General features: G+C 61.0%; 13 protein-coding genes. 5 read left to right on the plus strand and 8 right to left on the minus strand.

The window, feature by feature from the left end; genetic code table 11:
• The 5 genes from AC1RBA_RS11830 to AC1RBA_RS11850 all read right to left on the minus strand — a co-directional run bounded on the left by AC1RBA_RS11830 (position 1) and on the right by AC1RBA_RS11850 (position 6142).
• A complete protein-coding gene (locus AC1RBA_RS11830) occupies positions 1–345 on the minus strand; it encodes a YciI family protein (RefSeq protein ID WP_492418335.1) in 345 nt (114 codons plus the stop codon).
• A 97-nt stretch (positions 346–442) separates the two neighbouring features.
• A complete protein-coding gene (locus AC1RBA_RS11835; RefSeq protein WP_492418337.1) occupies positions 443–895 on the minus strand; it encodes a gamma-butyrobetaine hydroxylase family protein in 453 nt (150 codons plus the stop codon).
• A 9-nt stretch (positions 896–904) separates the two neighbouring features.
• The gene (locus AC1RBA_RS11840; protein ID WP_492418339.1) at positions 905–1357 is read right to left on the minus strand and encodes an HIT family protein; all 453 of its coding nucleotides are present in this window, start codon (positions 1355–1357) and stop codon (positions 905–907) included.
• Positions 1354–5394 carry a DUF3683 domain-containing protein gene (locus tag AC1RBA_RS11845; protein WP_070221644.1) on the minus strand — a complete coding sequence of 1347 codons (4041 nt, stop codon included), beginning with the start codon at positions 5392–5394 and terminating at the stop codon, positions 1354–1356. The genes AC1RBA_RS11840 and AC1RBA_RS11845 overlap by 4 nt, the downstream gene beginning before the upstream one ends.
• Positions 5395–5650: 256 nt before the next feature.
• Entirely contained in the window at positions 5651–6142 is a 492-nt protein-coding gene (locus tag AC1RBA_RS11850) for a YqaA family protein (RefSeq protein ID WP_070221645.1), read from the minus strand.
• A 201-nt stretch (positions 6143–6343) separates the two neighbouring features.
• On the opposite strand from AC1RBA_RS11850, the gene ilvA reads away from it, so the two are divergent.
• The 5 genes from ilvA (at position 6344) to rapZ (ending at position 11645) form a co-directional block, all read left to right on the plus strand.
• The gene (gene ilvA / locus AC1RBA_RS11855; protein WP_034753344.1) at positions 6344–7879 is read left to right on the plus strand and encodes a threonine ammonia-lyase, biosynthetic; all 1536 of its coding nucleotides are present in this window, start codon (positions 6344–6346) and stop codon (positions 7877–7879) included.
• 95 nt (positions 7880–7974) lie between these two features.
• Positions 7975–8817, plus strand: coding sequence for an NADPH-dependent 7-cyano-7-deazaguanine reductase QueF (gene queF / locus AC1RBA_RS11860; protein WP_492418342.1), 843 nt, complete (start codon positions 7975–7977; stop codon positions 8815–8817).
• 343 nt (positions 8818–9160) lie between these two features.
• Positions 9161–9643: a PTS sugar transporter subunit IIA gene (locus AC1RBA_RS11865; RefSeq protein ID WP_034753339.1), complete on the plus strand. Its 483-nt coding sequence runs from the start codon at positions 9161–9163 to the stop codon at positions 9641–9643.
• Positions 9644–9679: 36 nt separating this feature from the next.
• The gene (gene hprK / locus AC1RBA_RS11870) at positions 9680–10615 is read left to right on the plus strand and encodes an HPr(Ser) kinase/phosphatase (protein WP_034753337.1); all 936 of its coding nucleotides are present in this window, start codon (positions 9680–9682) and stop codon (positions 10613–10615) included.
• Positions 10616–10781: 166 nt separating this feature from the next.
• Positions 10782–11645, plus strand: a complete 864-nt coding sequence (rapZ, locus tag AC1RBA_RS11875) for an RNase adapter RapZ (protein WP_492418343.1) — start codon at positions 10782–10784, stop codon at positions 11643–11645.
• Here the strand turns inward: rapZ and AC1RBA_RS11880 are convergent, their stop codons facing one another.
• The 3 genes from AC1RBA_RS11880 to AC1RBA_RS11890 form a co-directional block, all read right to left on the minus strand.
• Positions 11646–12731: an enoyl-CoA hydratase/isomerase family protein gene (locus tag AC1RBA_RS11880; RefSeq protein WP_492418345.1), complete on the minus strand. Its 1086-nt coding sequence runs from the start codon at positions 12729–12731 to the stop codon at positions 11646–11648.
• Positions 12732–12862: 131 nt separating this feature from the next.
• The gene (hpf, locus tag AC1RBA_RS11885) at positions 12863–13222 is read right to left on the minus strand and encodes a ribosome hibernation-promoting factor, HPF/YfiA family (protein WP_070221650.1); all 360 of its coding nucleotides are present in this window, start codon (positions 13220–13222) and stop codon (positions 12863–12865) included.
• Between the two features lie 69 nt (positions 13223–13291).
• Entirely contained in the window at positions 13292–14770 is a 1479-nt protein-coding gene (locus tag AC1RBA_RS11890; protein WP_070221651.1) for an RNA polymerase factor sigma-54, read from the minus strand.
• Between the last annotated feature and the right edge of the window lies 1 nt (position 14771).

Raw genomic sequence — 14771 nt, forward strand, 5'->3', positions numbered from 1 at the left:
TCAAGCCGTGACGGGCCGCACTTCGATCGTGCCCAGGGAAGCCGCCGGACAACGCCCGGCCCAGGCCAGCGCTTCGTCCAGGTGGGCGCAGTCCAGCAGATAGTAGCCGCCCAGCTGCTCCTTGGTTTCCGCGAACGGCCCGTCCGTGATGACAGGCTTGCCATTTTGCACACGCACGCAGGTGGCGCTGCCCACCGGCGCCAGCTCGGCCCCGCCGCGCAGCGCGCCGGCCGCTTCCAGCGCCTGCGTGTAGCTGGCAAAGTCGGCCATCAGGCTGGCCATCTGCCCTTCCGGCATGGATGCATAACGGGATTCATCGGCGTAGATCAGGATCATGTATTCCATAGTCTCTTCTCCAAAGAAAAATGCCCGCAAGCGCGGGCATTCATACGACGAATGGGGCGGCGGCAATCCGACAAGAGTACCGCATTATTTTTTCAGCTTAGTGTTTATGCCCGCAGCTCGGACCGTGAACGTGGCCGCCGGACGACTGCTTGACCGTCATGTCGGCCTTGGCGTCGCGGCCGCTGTCGCCCGGGTAGCCGGCTGCCGCCAGCTGGTCAAGGTAGGCTTGCCACAGTTTGTCCTTTTCCGAGCCCAGCTTGTACAGATAAGCCCAGGTGTACAGGCCGGAATTGTGGCCGTCGCTGAAGGTAGGCTGCACGGCGTAGTTGCCGACGGGCTCGATGCCCGTGATGCCGACCAGGCGTTTGCCTAATTGCAAGGTTTCCTGGCCCTTGCCATGGCCCTGCACTTCGGCCGATGGCGAGTACACGCGCAGGTATTCGAACGGCAGCGCAAATGTGCTGCCATCGTCGAAAGCCACGTCGAGCACGCGCGACTGGTTGTGCACGGTCAAGCCGGTCGGTTGGGGTGTTGCTATTTTTTCGGTCATGACGATACTTTATGCGGATAAACGTTGAATGATGGCCTCGCGCAAGGCCGGCAACAGGGCGCGGCGCGCGGCCAGCACCTCGGGCGCCGTCTCGCGCTGCACGACTGCCCAGCTCGGGTGCGGGAAATGCGCGTCGTCACGATAGCGCGGGATCACGTGCCAGTGCACATGCGGCGTCATGTTGCCGAAACTGGCCACATTGACCTTTTCGGGCGCCATCACTTCGCGCACGGCCAGCTCGACTTGCCACACGACTTCCATCACGTAATTGCGCTCGCCGGGCGTGAGATCCGTCATTTCCTTCACGTGCTTGTTCCAGATCACGCGGCAAAAGCCGGGGTAGCTTGGGTCGTCGACGGCCACCACGGACAGGCGCTCGCTGCGCCACAGCAAGACCTCACAGCCCTGCTTCTTGGCAAAGCCATCGAGCAAGTTGCACAGATCGCAGGTCGAGGACGTCACACCAGCACCCGTTCGATGCCGCCGTCATTGGCGCGTTTCACGTAATCGGGCATCCAGTTCTCTCCCAGCAAGTGTTTGGCGATCTCGACGACGATGTAATCGGCCGTCGTACCCGAATCGTCATTGTAGCGCGACAAGCCTTGCAGACACGACGGGCAGCTGGTGAGGATTTTAACGTCACCGGTAAAACCGTCGCCGCGCAGCTTGTCGGCGCCCTTGACCATCTCTTCTTCCTTGCGGAAACGCACTTGCGTGGAGATATCGGGACGCGTAACGGCCAAGGAACCCGATTCGCCGCAGCAACGGTCATTCTTCTCGATCTTCACGTTGTCTACCGTGCTGATCAGGGAGTTGATCGTCTTGCCCGATTCCTGCAGCTTCATCGGATTGTGGCATGGCTCGTGGTACATATAGCGCGTGCCGTTGACGCCTTCCAGCTTGACGTTTTTCTCCAGCAAATACTCATGGATATCCATGATGCGGCAGCCAGGGAAAATCTTCTCGAACTGATAGGTGGCCAACTGGTCGTAGCAGGTGCCGCACGAGACGAGCACCGTCTTGATGTCCAGGTAATTGAGCGTGTTGGCCATGCGGTGGAACAGGACGCGGTTGTCCGTCATCATCTTCTCGGCCTTGTCGAACTCGCCCGCGCCCCGCTGCGGATAACCGCAGCACAGGTAGCCAGGCGGCAAGACCGTCTGCACACCCACTTCCCACAGCATCGCCTGCGTCGCCAGGCCCACTTGCGAGAACAAACGTTCCGAACCGCAACCAGGGAAGTAGAACACGGCTTCCGTATCGGCCGTCGTCGTCTTCGGATTGCGGATGATCGGGATGACCTTGTCGTCTTCGATGTCGAGCAGCGCGCGCGCCGACTTCTTCGGCAGGTTGCCCGGCATCTTCTTGTTGATGAAGTGGATCACCTGCGCCTTGACGGGCGGCTTGCCCGTCGATGGCGGCGGCGCCTTGGTTTGCTTTTTCGCAAATTTCTTCAGCAAATCGTGGCCCAGGCGCTGCGCCTTGTAACCCCAGCCGATCATGACCTTGCGCGTGGCGTTGATGGTCACGGGATCGGTGGCGTTGAGGAACATCATCGTCGCCTTGGTGCCCGGATTAAAGCTCTTCTTGTCCATCTTGCGCAGCAAATTGCGCATGTTCATCGACACATCGCCGAAGTCGATGTTCACGGGGCAAGGCGTCACGCATTTATGGCAGACCGTGCAGTGGTCGGCCACGTCCTCGAACTCTTCCCAATGCTTGATGGAAATACCGCGGCGCGTCTGCTCTTCGTACAGGAAGGCTTCGATCAGGGACGAGGTCGCCAGGATCTTGTCGCGCGGCGAGTACAGCAAGTTGGCGCGCGGTACGTGGGTCGAGCACACGGGTTTGCACTTGCCGCAACGCAAGCAATCCTTGACGCTGTCGGCGATGGCGCCGATATCGCTTTGCTGCATGATCAGCGACTCATGGCCCATCAGGCCGAACGATGGCGTGTAGGCATTGCGCAAGTCGGCGCCCATGCCCGGCAGGTTCAGCAGCTTGCCCTTGTTGAAACGGCCTTCGGGATCGATGCGCTGCTTGTAGCTGCGGAAGTCGCCGATCTCTTCTTCCGTCAAAAATTCCAGCTTGGTGATGCCGATACCATGTTCGCCGGAAATGACGCCATTGAGCGAGCGGGCCAGGATCATGATGCGGCCCACGGCTTCGTGGGCGTCCTGCAGCATTTCGTAATTGTCCGAGTTGACGGGCAAGTTCGTGTGCACGTTGCCGTCGCCCGCATGCATGTGCAGCGCGACAAACACGCGGCTACGCAAAATGCGCGCGTGAATGGCAGTGGCCTCGTCGAGAATCAGTTTAAAGGCGGCGCCGTTGAAGATCTGGCGCAGCTGGGCGCGAATTTCCTGCTTCCACGTGATGCGCACGGTGCGGTCCTGTACCACGTCGAACAGGGTGGCGTTCGGCTGCGTTTGCAGGCGCGCATCGAACACGGGCAACAGGCGCTCCATGCCCAGTTCGGCCAGTTCGCCCTTCACGTCGACCAGCGGACGGTCCAGCTGGGCCAGCAGATAGGTCCAGCGCGCCGTCACTTGCGCCAGCAGCTGCTGCGCCTGCTCGGCGCGGTCGCCCAGCATTTCAGCATCGTCGACGCGGTCATCCGATGCATCGTCGCTCTTGCCGATTGGCAAATTACCCTTGGCAAAGAATTCGCTGAGGGCGTCGGCCAGTTGCAGCTTGTTCTTGATCGACAGCTCGATATTGATGCGTTCGATGCCATCCGTGTATTCGCCCATGCGATTGAGCGGGATCACGACGTCTTCATTGATCTTGAACGCATTGGTATGTTTGGCGATCGCCGCCGTGCGGGCACGATCCAGCCAGAATTTCTTGCGCGCTTCGGGGCTGACGGCCACAAAGCCTTCACCCACGCGGGTGTTGGCGATGCGCACCACTTCCGACGCCGCTTGCGCGACGGCGTTTTCATCGTCGCCGACGATGTCGCCAAACAGGGCCATCTTCGGCAGCACGCCCCGCTTCGACTTGGTGGCGTAGCCGACGGCGCGCAGGTAGCGCTCGTCCAGGTGCTCGAGGCCCGCCAGGCGGATGCTCGTGTATTGCTCGCCCTTGGCCGGCAAGCCATCGAGGTAATCCTTGATTTCCACGATCGACGGGATCGCGTCGCGCGCCTGGCCGAAGAATTCCAGGCAGACGGTGCGGGCGAACTTCGGCATCTTGTGCAGAATCCAGCGCGCCGACGTGATCAGGCCGTCGCAGCCTTCTTTCTGGATACCCGGCAAGCCGGCGAGGAATTTGTCCGTCACATCCTTGCCCAGGCCTTCCTTGCGGAATTTACGGCCAGGAATTTCCAGGATTTCCGTCTTGAACGGCGCGTTCGGTTTTGTCGCGTCGCGCGTGCTCGGGTGACGCCATTCCAGCTGGAAACGTGCCAGCGCGATATCGTGGATCTTGCCCAGGTTATGGTCGAGGCGCGTGACGTCGAGCCAGTCGCCGTTCGGGTCGACCATGCGCCACGAGGCCAGGTTGTCGAGCGCCGTGCCCCACAGCACGGCTTTCTTGCCGCCCGCATTCATGGCGACGTTGCCGCCGATGCAAGAGGCGTGGGCCGAGGTGGGGTCGACGGCAAACACGAAACCGGCCTTCTCCGCCGCTTCCGAGACCTTGTTCGTGATCACGCCCGCGCCCGAATTGATCGTCGCGTATTCGTGCGTCAAGCCAGGCAAGACCGTCATTTCCACGGCGCCCAGGGTGATCAGTTTTTCTGTGTTGATGACGGCCGACATCGGCGTCAATGGAATCGCGCCGCCCGTGTAGCCGGTGCCGCCGCCGCGCGGGATGATGGTCAGCCCCAGCTCGATACAGCCCTTGACCAGGCCGGCCATTTCCTCTTCCGTGTCGGGCGTGAGCACGACGAACGGGTATTCCACGCGCCAGTCGGTGGCATCCGTCACGTGCGACACGCGCGTCATGCCGTCGAAGCGCACATTGTGCTTTTCCGTGTAGCGGCCCAGCACCTTGACCGTGCGCTTGCGCAAGTCGTAGGTCTTGCGGAATTCATCGCCAAAGTCGGCCACGGCCTTGCTGGCGGCCTTGAGCAGCAGTTCAACGTTATGGCTGCGCGCCTGCGCCACTTCCGGCGTCTCGCCGCTGGCGGCCACGTCGCCGCCGGCCGCATCGATGGACAGGCGGCGCTTGTCGACTTCGGCCAGGCGGTGATGCAAGGCATCGATCAAGCCCTGGCGGCGCTTCGGATTGTCGAGCAAGTCATCCTGCAGATAGGGGTTGCGGCGCACGACCCAGATATCGCCCAGCACCTCGTACAGCATGCGGGCCGAACGGCCCGTCTGGCGGGCGCCGCGCAGCTCGTCGAGCAGGCGCCAGGAGTCCTCCCCCAACAGGCGTATGACGATCTCGCGATCGGAAAACGACGTGTAGTTATACGGGATTTCGCGCAGGCGGCTTGCTGCGGGACCATTCGGCGTTTCTGCCAGTAAAGCTTGGATTTGTGCGGGAGCGTTCATGGAGTGTGGTGACGATGTGGACTGGACCCTAAAGACCCATTTTATCTTATTGCGCCGCACCATGCGGGAACAGCCTTAGGCAGCCTAAGGTTTAAGCACCGCATCCGCCACCATAGCAAATATGGAAAAGCCCTCCATTGCCGAATAAAAAACCAGATTCTACGAATTTTCAACGAAAAAATACCAAAAATCAGACCCTGCTGCGAACTATCGAACTGCACGAAATGGGGCAAACTGGCGTTGCAGGCCGTCCCATTCAAGCCAGCATCTGGCCGATCCGGTGCCAAACACCATCGGGGACGTAGAGCAGCAAGCCTGTCATGGTCAGGTAGCGTGCGCACTTGCCGATGGCCATATAGGCCACGCTGGGCCAGAACGGCAACTTGAGCCAGCCCGCCAGGGTACACAGGGGATCGCCCACGAGGGGCAGCCAGGCCAGCAGCATGGTCTTGGCGCCATAGCGGGCCAGCCAGCGGAACCAGCGCGTATCGCGCTCCTTGGCGAACGCCTGCTTGGCCCGGTAGCCCATCCAGTAGTCGACGATGCCGCCCAGGGTATTGCCCAGGGTGGCGACGCCGATGGCGGCCCAGAACAGCGCGGGATTGGCCTTGATCACGGCAAACACGGCCGGCTCCGAGCCGAGCGGCAAGAGGGTAGCGGAAATAAAGCTGATCAGAAAGACCGATGTCAGCCCGACTTCCGGTGCTGCGATCAGCTGCAGCAGCCAGGCGATTGCGGATTCGATCATGGAACACTTCGCGATGCGGTAAGGCTCTCCATTATAATGAAGAGCAGCCTGGGCGCCGCACACATCGCGCCGGCTGGCAAAGGCAGACCCGCCCGCAGTTCCACAGAGCATTATTGTCGCCAGGCTATCCGCCGCCGCGCCGCCGCTATCGACAGACACGCTCCAGACCCTTTCTGGCCCAGAATCACTTGCTTGCAGACTATGAACATCGACTACCTCAAGAAAATCCTGACCGCCCGCGTCTATGACGTCGCCACCGAAACGCCGCTGGAACTGGCCCCTGCCCTGTCGCAGCGCCTGAACAACCAGATTTACTTCAAGCGCGAAGACATGCAAAGCGTGTTCAGCTTCAAGATTCGCGGCGCCTATAACAAGATGTCCAAGCTCAGCGAAGCGGAACGCAAGCGCGGCGTGATCTGCGCCTCGGCCGGCAACCATGCCCAGGGCGTGGCCCTGTCGGCCGCCCGCATGGGTTGCCGTGCCGTCATCGTCATGCCCACTACCACGCCGCTGGTGAAGGTCGAGGCGGTCAAGGGACGCGGCGGCGTGAACGTGGAAGTGGTGCTGCACGGCGAGTCGTACACGGATGCCTACAACCATGCGCTGACCCTGGAAAAGGAACAGAAGCTGACCTTCGTGCACCCGTTCGACGACCCGGACGTGATCGCCGGCCAGGGCACGATCGGCATGGAAATCCTGCGCCAGCACGCCGGCCCCATCCACGCCATCTTCGCCCCCATCGGTGGCGGCGGTTTGATCGCCGGCATTGCTGCCTACGTAAAACAGATTCGCCCCGACATCAAGATCATCGGCGTGCAAAGCGTCGATTCAAATGCCATGGCCCGCTCGCTGAAGGCGGGCGAGCGCGTGACCCTGAACGACGTGGGCCTGTTCGCCGACGGCACGGCCGTGCGCCTGGCCGGCGAGGAAACCTTCCGCCTGGTGCAGGCGTATGTCGATGAAATCATCACCGTCGACACGGACGCCATCTGCGCCGCCATCAAGGATGTGTTTACGGATACGCGCAGCATTCTGGAGCCGTCCGGCGCCTTGGCCATCGCCGGCGCCAAGGCCTATGTGGAACGGGCCAGCCTGACCAAGCACCCCGTCAACAATGAAACCCTGGTCACCATCGCCAGCGGCGCGAACATGAATTTCGACCGGCTGCGTTTTGTGGCGGAACGGGCCGAGTTGGGCGAATTCCGCGAAGCCGTGTTCGCCGTTACCATGCGCGAACAGCGGGGCAGCTTCAAGCGCTTCTGTTCGCTCATTGGCGCGCGCAACGTGACGGAATTTAACTACCGCATCAGCGATGAAAAAGCCGCGCACGTGTTCGTCGGCATTCAAATTGCCGACAGGCATGAATCCAGCGTGCTGGCGAAGACCTTCGAGGAACACGAATTCAAGACCCTCGACCTGACCCACGACGAACTGGCCAAGTCGCATATCCGCCACCTGGTGGGCGGCAAGAGCCGGCTGGCGCAGGACGAGCTGCTGTACCGCTTCGAATTCCCCGAACGCCCGGGCGCGCTGATGCGCTTCCTCGACAGCATGGCGCCGAACTGGAATATTTCCCTGTGCCATTACCGCAGCCAGGGCGGCGACGTGGGCCGCATCCTGATCGGCCTGCAAGTGCCGCCCGATGAAATGGGAGAATTCGCCCGCTTCCTCGATACCCTCGGTTACCGTTATTGGGATGAGAGCAGCAATCCCGTCTACAAGCTGTTTTTAGGTTAGTTCTAACCCAGGCGAACAAGCTGGGGTCAGACCCGACGGGTCTGACCCCGAAATAGGCTACCATGCGTGCTTGACTGAATTCACGCCACACGACCATGACCACCACCAACGACCTCGCCGAACAATCCCCGCTGGGCAAAAGCTCCGCCTACCGCACCGATTACGCGCCGGAATTGCTGTTTCCGATTCCGCGCCAGGGCAAGCGCGACGAGCTGGAACTGCACGGTACATTACCGTTTTTCGGCATCGATATCTGGAACGCCTACGAACTGTCGTGGCTGAACCAGCGCGGCAAGCCGCAGGTGGCCATTGCCAAGGTCAGCGCGCCGGCCGATTCGCCCAACATCATCGAATCGAAATCGTTCAAGCTCTACCTGAACTCGTTCAACCAGACCAAGCTGGACAGCCCGCAAGCCCTGCTGGCACTGCTCAAGCAGGATTTGTCGAACGGTTTCGGCGCGCCCGTGCAAGTGGAACTGACTTTGCAGGAAGATTTCGGCAAGCTCAAAATGGGCGAGTTCGACGGCGTGCTGCTCGACCGCCTGGACCTGGAAATCACGCAATACACGCCCTCGCCGCTGCTCTTGAAGGCGGCGCTCGATGCAGCGCCGGTGGAAGAAAAACTCGTCTCGCACCTGCTCAAATCGAATTGCCTGGTGACGGGCCAGCCCGACTGGGGCAGCGTGCAGATCGCGTATGCGGGGCCGCAGATCGACCAGGAAAGCCTGTTGCGCTACCTGATCGGTTTCCGCGAACACAATGAATTCCACGAGCAATGCGTGGAGCGCATCTTTGTTGATATTTTGCGTCAATGCAAACCGCAAAAACTGTCCGTGTATGCGCGCTATACGCGCCGCGGCGGCCTCGACATCAATCCCTGGCGCAGCAACTTCAGCACGGGAGCGATGCCGGGCAATCTGCGCAACGCGCGCCAGTAACGCTAGGCAACACCGCGCAACACCCCAAAACCATGCCAACAGGAATGTTGGCTGTGTTTTAAAACAACGTTGCAGTAGTGCCGCAGAGCATGTCAAAGACGCTGAAAAATCGGAAAATCGGCATTCGGCGGCGGAAAAACCGGCGCGCCGCGTGTTTTTAATCAAGAAATAGCCGATACACGCCGATGTTATTTTTTTGCTAAAATGATGGTCACATTGGCTGTAGCGCCCACTGCGCCCGCAGCGGACGTATACTGTTGAGAATTGGCGTTACAGGCCGCGAAAACAGGCCTATAATTCGGCTCGCAAGCCCTCTGTGCATTGCACCATTTCATTGAGTGTCATGACTAATCTTAGCAAAATATTATCCCTCGAAAACGTCCTGCTGGATCTGGAAGTTTCCAGCAAGAAGCGCGCCTTCGAGCAAGCCGGCCTGATCTTCGAAAACAATTACGGCATCGCCCGCTCTACCGTCTCGGACAATCTGTTTGCCCGCGAACGTCTGGGCTCGACCGGTCTGGGTCATGGCGTGGCCGTGCCGCATGGCAGAGTCAAGGGCAGCAAGACCTTGAAATCGCCGCTGGGCGCCTTCGTGCGCCTGGCCGAACCGATTCCGTTCGAGTCGCCCGATGGCAAGCCCGTCAATCTGCTGTTTTTCCTGCTGATTCCCGATCATGTCACCCAGCAACATCTGGAAATCCTGTCGGAAATCGCCGAAATGTTTTCCGATGACGCCTTCCGTACGGCATTGGCCACGGATCCGGAACCGAAATCCGTGCATTCGCGCATCGTCAATTGGCAACCCAGTCTGCAAGCGGCGGGTTAAACTTCAGGTATTCCTCCACTCCTGAAGAAGACTGCCATGTTGCAAACGCCGCTGACGATACAACGCCTGTACGACGATAATCGTGAAAGTCTGCAACTGGGCTGGTTCGCCGGCTTCCCCGGCGGCGAGCGCCTGATCTCGGGCGACGTCTCGTCGGCCGCCGACCAGGTAGGCCACTTGAACCTGATCCATCCGGGCCGCATCCAGGTCTTCGGTCACCAGGAAATCAACTACTATCAGCGCCTGAAGGTCAACACGCGTACCCACGTGATCGGCGAACTGATCGCCGGCGGTCCGCCCGCGCTGATCATCGCGCAAGGGCTGGAAACGCCGCCCGACATCCTCGCCATCTGCGACGAGCAAAACATCCCCCTGTTCTCCACCCCGCTGCCGGCCGCGCAAGTGATCGACTTTCTGCGCGTCTACCTGTCGAAAAAACTGGCGCAGCGCATCATCATGCATGGCGTGTTCATGGACGTGCTGGGCGTGGGCGTGCTGATCACGGGCGATTCGGGCCTGGGCAAGAGCGAGCTGGGGCTGGAGCTGATTTCGCGCAGCCACGGCCTGGTGGCCGACGACGCCGTCGAATTCTCGCGCATCGCGCCGAACATGATCGAAGGCCGCTGCCCGCCCCTGCTGCAAAACCTGCTGGAAGTGCGGGGCCTGGGCTTGCTCGACATCAAGGCCATCTTTGGCGAAACGGCCGTGCGCCGCAAGATGCGCCTGAAACTGATCGTCCATCTGGTGCGCCGCAACGCGCTGGAAGAGGAAGTCGAGCGCCTGCCTTTCCTGTTTCCCACGGAAGACGTACTCGGTCTGCCCGTGCGCAAGGTCGTCATCCCCGTCGCCGCCGGCCGCAACATCGCCGTCCTGCTGGAAGCGGCCGTGCGCAACACGATTCTGCAACTGCGCGGCATCGATACCTTGCAGGAGTTCATGGAACGGCAACGCCTCGCCATGAGCGGCGATTAGCAACGTAGGTCGGATTAGCGGGGCCGCCGAGGTGGGGCAAGGCCCCGCGTAATCCGACAGCATTGTTGGCGCGTGCAGCAAAGAAATATCACAGCCCAAATTGCAATAATTTGTAAAGATAATTGCATCGGGAGCGCGGTGCCGGTCTTTATTGTATGATCGGGCTATGCATATCGTCCTTATCACCGGAATATCCGGCTCCGGTAAATCCGTCGCGCTCAATGTGCTGGAAGATACCGGCTACTATTGCGTCGACAACCTGCCGCCGGCCTTGCTGCCGAGCCTGGTGCAAACCTTGCTCGACGAAGGCACGCCGCAACTGGCCGTCGCCGTCGATGCGCGCAGCGCCGAATCGCTCGTCAGCTTGCCGCACAATGTCGCGCTGTTGCGCGACCAGGGGCATGACGTCAAGGTCATGTTCCTGACAGCCACCACGCATTCGCTGGTGGCGCGCTTCTCGGAAACGCGGCGCAGCCATCCGCTGTCGCACGAGTTGCGTCCGAACCAGAATCCGGCCAGCCGCCGCACCCTGATCGAGTGCATCTCGGAAGAACGCGAACGCCTGTCGGCCATCGAACAGCTGGGCCATGTGATCGATACCTCGGACCTGAGCGCCAACAAACTGCGCGCGTGGATCAAGGATATCGTCGCCTCAGAGCGCGCGCCGCTGACCCTGTTCTTCGAATCGTTCGCCTTCAAGCTGGGCGTGCCGCTCGATGCCGATTTCGTCTTCGACGTGCGGGCCTTGCCCAATCCCTATTACGACCTGGCCCTGCGCCCGCTCGACGGCCGCGACGCGCCCGTGATCGCCTTCCTCGACGCGCAACCGAGCGCGCTGGAGCTGCTGGCCGACATTCGCGCCTTCATCGAGAAATGGCTGCCGTCGTTCAAGTCCGACAACCGCAGCTACCTGACGGTGGCGCTGGGCTGCACGGGCGGCCAGCACCGCTCCGTGTACATGGCGGAACGGCTGGCGCAGTATTTCGGCCCCAAAGAAAGAGTCGTGCTGCGCCACCGCGAGCGTTCTTAATCAGTCGAGGTGGCGCAGCGGATGGGCTTGCGCCGGCCAGACGGGGGCGAAGAAACGCGCCACCATGGCCGCGTCGACCCCGTCCAGGCTGGCAGGCTGCCAGCGCGGCGCATTGTCCTTGTCGACCACCAGCGCGCGCACGCCCTCGAGCACTTCGCCATGTTCGAAATTGTGGCGCACCACCGTGCGCTCCATGCGCAGGCAATCGGCCACGCCCAGGTGGGCGCCCCGCTGCAGCAACTCCAGGGTCACCGACATCATCAAGGGCGAGCGCAGGCGCATGGCCGCCAGCGCCTTCGCCGCGAACGCGCCGTCATCCTGCGCCAGCGAGGCCATGATGGCGGCCACCGAACCCGCGCTGAAGTGGCGGTCCAGCGCCGCGCGCGCCGTGGCCAGGGGGGAAGCGCCCGCCTCGGCCTGGAAAGGCGCCGCCAGCGCCTTGATGGCGACCGGCAAGCCTTCGCCCGGCGTGGACTCGAACAGGGCCAGCAGCGCCCCCATCTGCGCCTCGGGCAGATACACGTCGGCCAGGCCCGTGTACAGGGCGTCGGCCGCGTTGATCGTCAAACCCGTCAAGCCCAGGTACAGGCCCAGCTGACCCGCCAGACGGGATAAAAAGTAACTGCCGCCCACGTCGGGGAACAGGCCGATATTGACTTCCGGCATAGCCATGCGCGTGCGGCCCGTGACGATGCGCAGGCGGTTGCCGGGCCCCGCTTGCGCCACGCCCATGCCGCCGCCCATCACCACCCCATCCATGACGGCGATATACGGTTTCGGGTAGAAGTGAATCAGATGATTTAAAGCATATTCTTCCGTAAAGAAATCTTCCAGCAAGGCGCTGCCGCCCTGCGGCGTGGCCAGGCCCGCGTCGTAAAAGAAACGGATGTCGCCACCCGCGCACAGGGCTTTTTCGCTGCTGGAGCGGATCACCACGGCGTCCACCTGCGGATCGTCGCGCCAGGCCAGCAAGGCCGCGCTCAGGGCGCGCACCATCTCCAGCGACAGGGAATTCAAGGCTTTCGGACGGTCGAGCACGATGTGGCCCGTGCGGTGGCGGATGGAAATCTGGACGAGGTCGCTCATGGCAGGCAGGAAAGAAGTGAAAGTGCAAACATTCTAGCGCCTGCGCGGCGAACATTGCGTTTCGCTGGACGCAAAAAAGGGCGCAATGTGCGCCCTTAGTTGATCACAGCCGGTTGAAAGTCGCGGGCCGCTTAGGCGGGGGCGAATTCTTCTTCCGAACTGTCTGGCAGATGCTTGATCGCCTCTTTACCGTGCCCTTGCACTTTGGTTTTGTATTTCATCACTTGCCTATCGAGCTTGTCGATCAGGGTATCGATCGCGGCATACAGGTCGTGCGCCAGGCTTTCCACATAGACAGTTTTGCCACTCAGACGCAGGTTGACTTCGGCCTTTTGACGTTTTTCTTTCTCTTTGAGGTTATCCACGGTCAGAATCACGGCGATATCGATAACTTGATCGAAATGACGTTTCACGCGCTCCAGCTTCGTTTGTACGTATTCACGGATGGCTGGTGTCACTTCGAGATGATGTCCGCTGATGGTGAGATTCATACACACTCCTAAAGATGATCGGGTTCGTGCGGTCCATCGTATCCGGCCCGCAGAGGAACCGAAAAAAACTTACAAACACTTACGCAGGCTCACTGGCGGAATTTTTAACGCTTCCCGGTATTTGGCAACAGTACGTCGCGCAATCACCATGCCTTGTTCCCCCAGCATGTCCGCAATCTTACTGTCGGATAAAGGATTTTTAGGGTCTTCTGCTCCTGTCAGTTGCACGATCAATGCCCGTATCGCCGTCGATGACGCTTCGCCCCCCGCTTCGGTGGCGACGTGGCTACCAAAGAAATATTTCAACTCGAACATGCCGTGCGGGGTCAGCATGTACTTTTGAGTTGTTACCCGCGAGATAGTACTCTCGTGTAAACCCAGTGTATCAGCTATTTCACGGAGCACAAGGGGGCGCATGGCAACGGCCCCATGCGAAAAAAAGTTCTTTTGTCTTTCTACTATCGCCTGCGCCACGCGCAGAATCGTGTCGAAGCGCTGGCGCATATTCTTGATCAGCCACTTGGCTTCCTGCAACTGTGCACCCATGGCGCCCTCGCCCTTGCCCTGCTTGAGCAAGTTGGCGTACATGGCGTTGACGCGCAGGCGCGGCATGACGTCGTTGTTCAGGGTCACTTGCCAGCCATTGCGCGCGCGCTTGACGACGACGTCGGGCACCACGTAATCGGACACGTCCGCAGCGAACACGGCGCCCGGATGCGGGTTGCACTGGCGAATTACCGTCTGCGCTTCACGCAAGTCTTCATCGTCGCAATCGAGGGCTTTTTTCAGCTTGTTGAAATCGCGCTGGGCAAACCAGGCCAGGTGCTTTTCCACGATGACGAGGGCCATGCGCCGCGTCACCATGGCGATGTGCGGCAAGCGCTTGATTTGCAGCGCCAGGCATTCGGACGCATTGCGCGCGCCCACGCCGGGCGGATCAAAACTTTGCAGCAGCGACAAGGCCGTGCGCATCTCGTCGGCATCGATTTCCAGCTCTTCCGGCAGGCGCGCCAGGATGTCGTCGAGCGACTCTTCCAGGTAGCCATTGTCGTCGAGCGCGTCGATGATCAGCTCGACCAGCGCGCGGTCGCGCAATTCGAGCACCGTCACGCGCATCTGCTCCATCAGGTGTTCGCGCAGGGTACAGTGATGGGCCTCCAGTTGCGGGCGGGAATCTTCGTCGTCGGGCGCCTTGCCCCGGCTCGCTTCGCTCCAGTCGCTGTCGCCGCCATCCGCGGCGGCCGGGCCCTCGCCCGCCTCGCCGTCAAAGGTTTCCGCTTCGGCCGGCGCCGCGGGCGCCTCCTGGCCTGGCGGCTGGGGCGGCGCTTCGGCCGGCGCGGCCGTGGAGCTCAAGGCCCCGTCGGACAGCAGGCGCAGCGAACGGTCGAGCGGATCGTCGAGGCGCTCGAGCAAGGGATTGTCCGTCAGCAGTTGCTCGAGTTCCTGATGCAATTCCAGAGTAGACAATTGCAACAGGCGTATCGATTGCTGCAACTGCGGCGTCAGTGCCAGGTGCTGCGAAGTGCGCAGCTGCAATGATTGTTTCATT

It is taken from the genome of Janthinobacterium sp. GW823-FHT03B06, assembly GCF_058796955.1.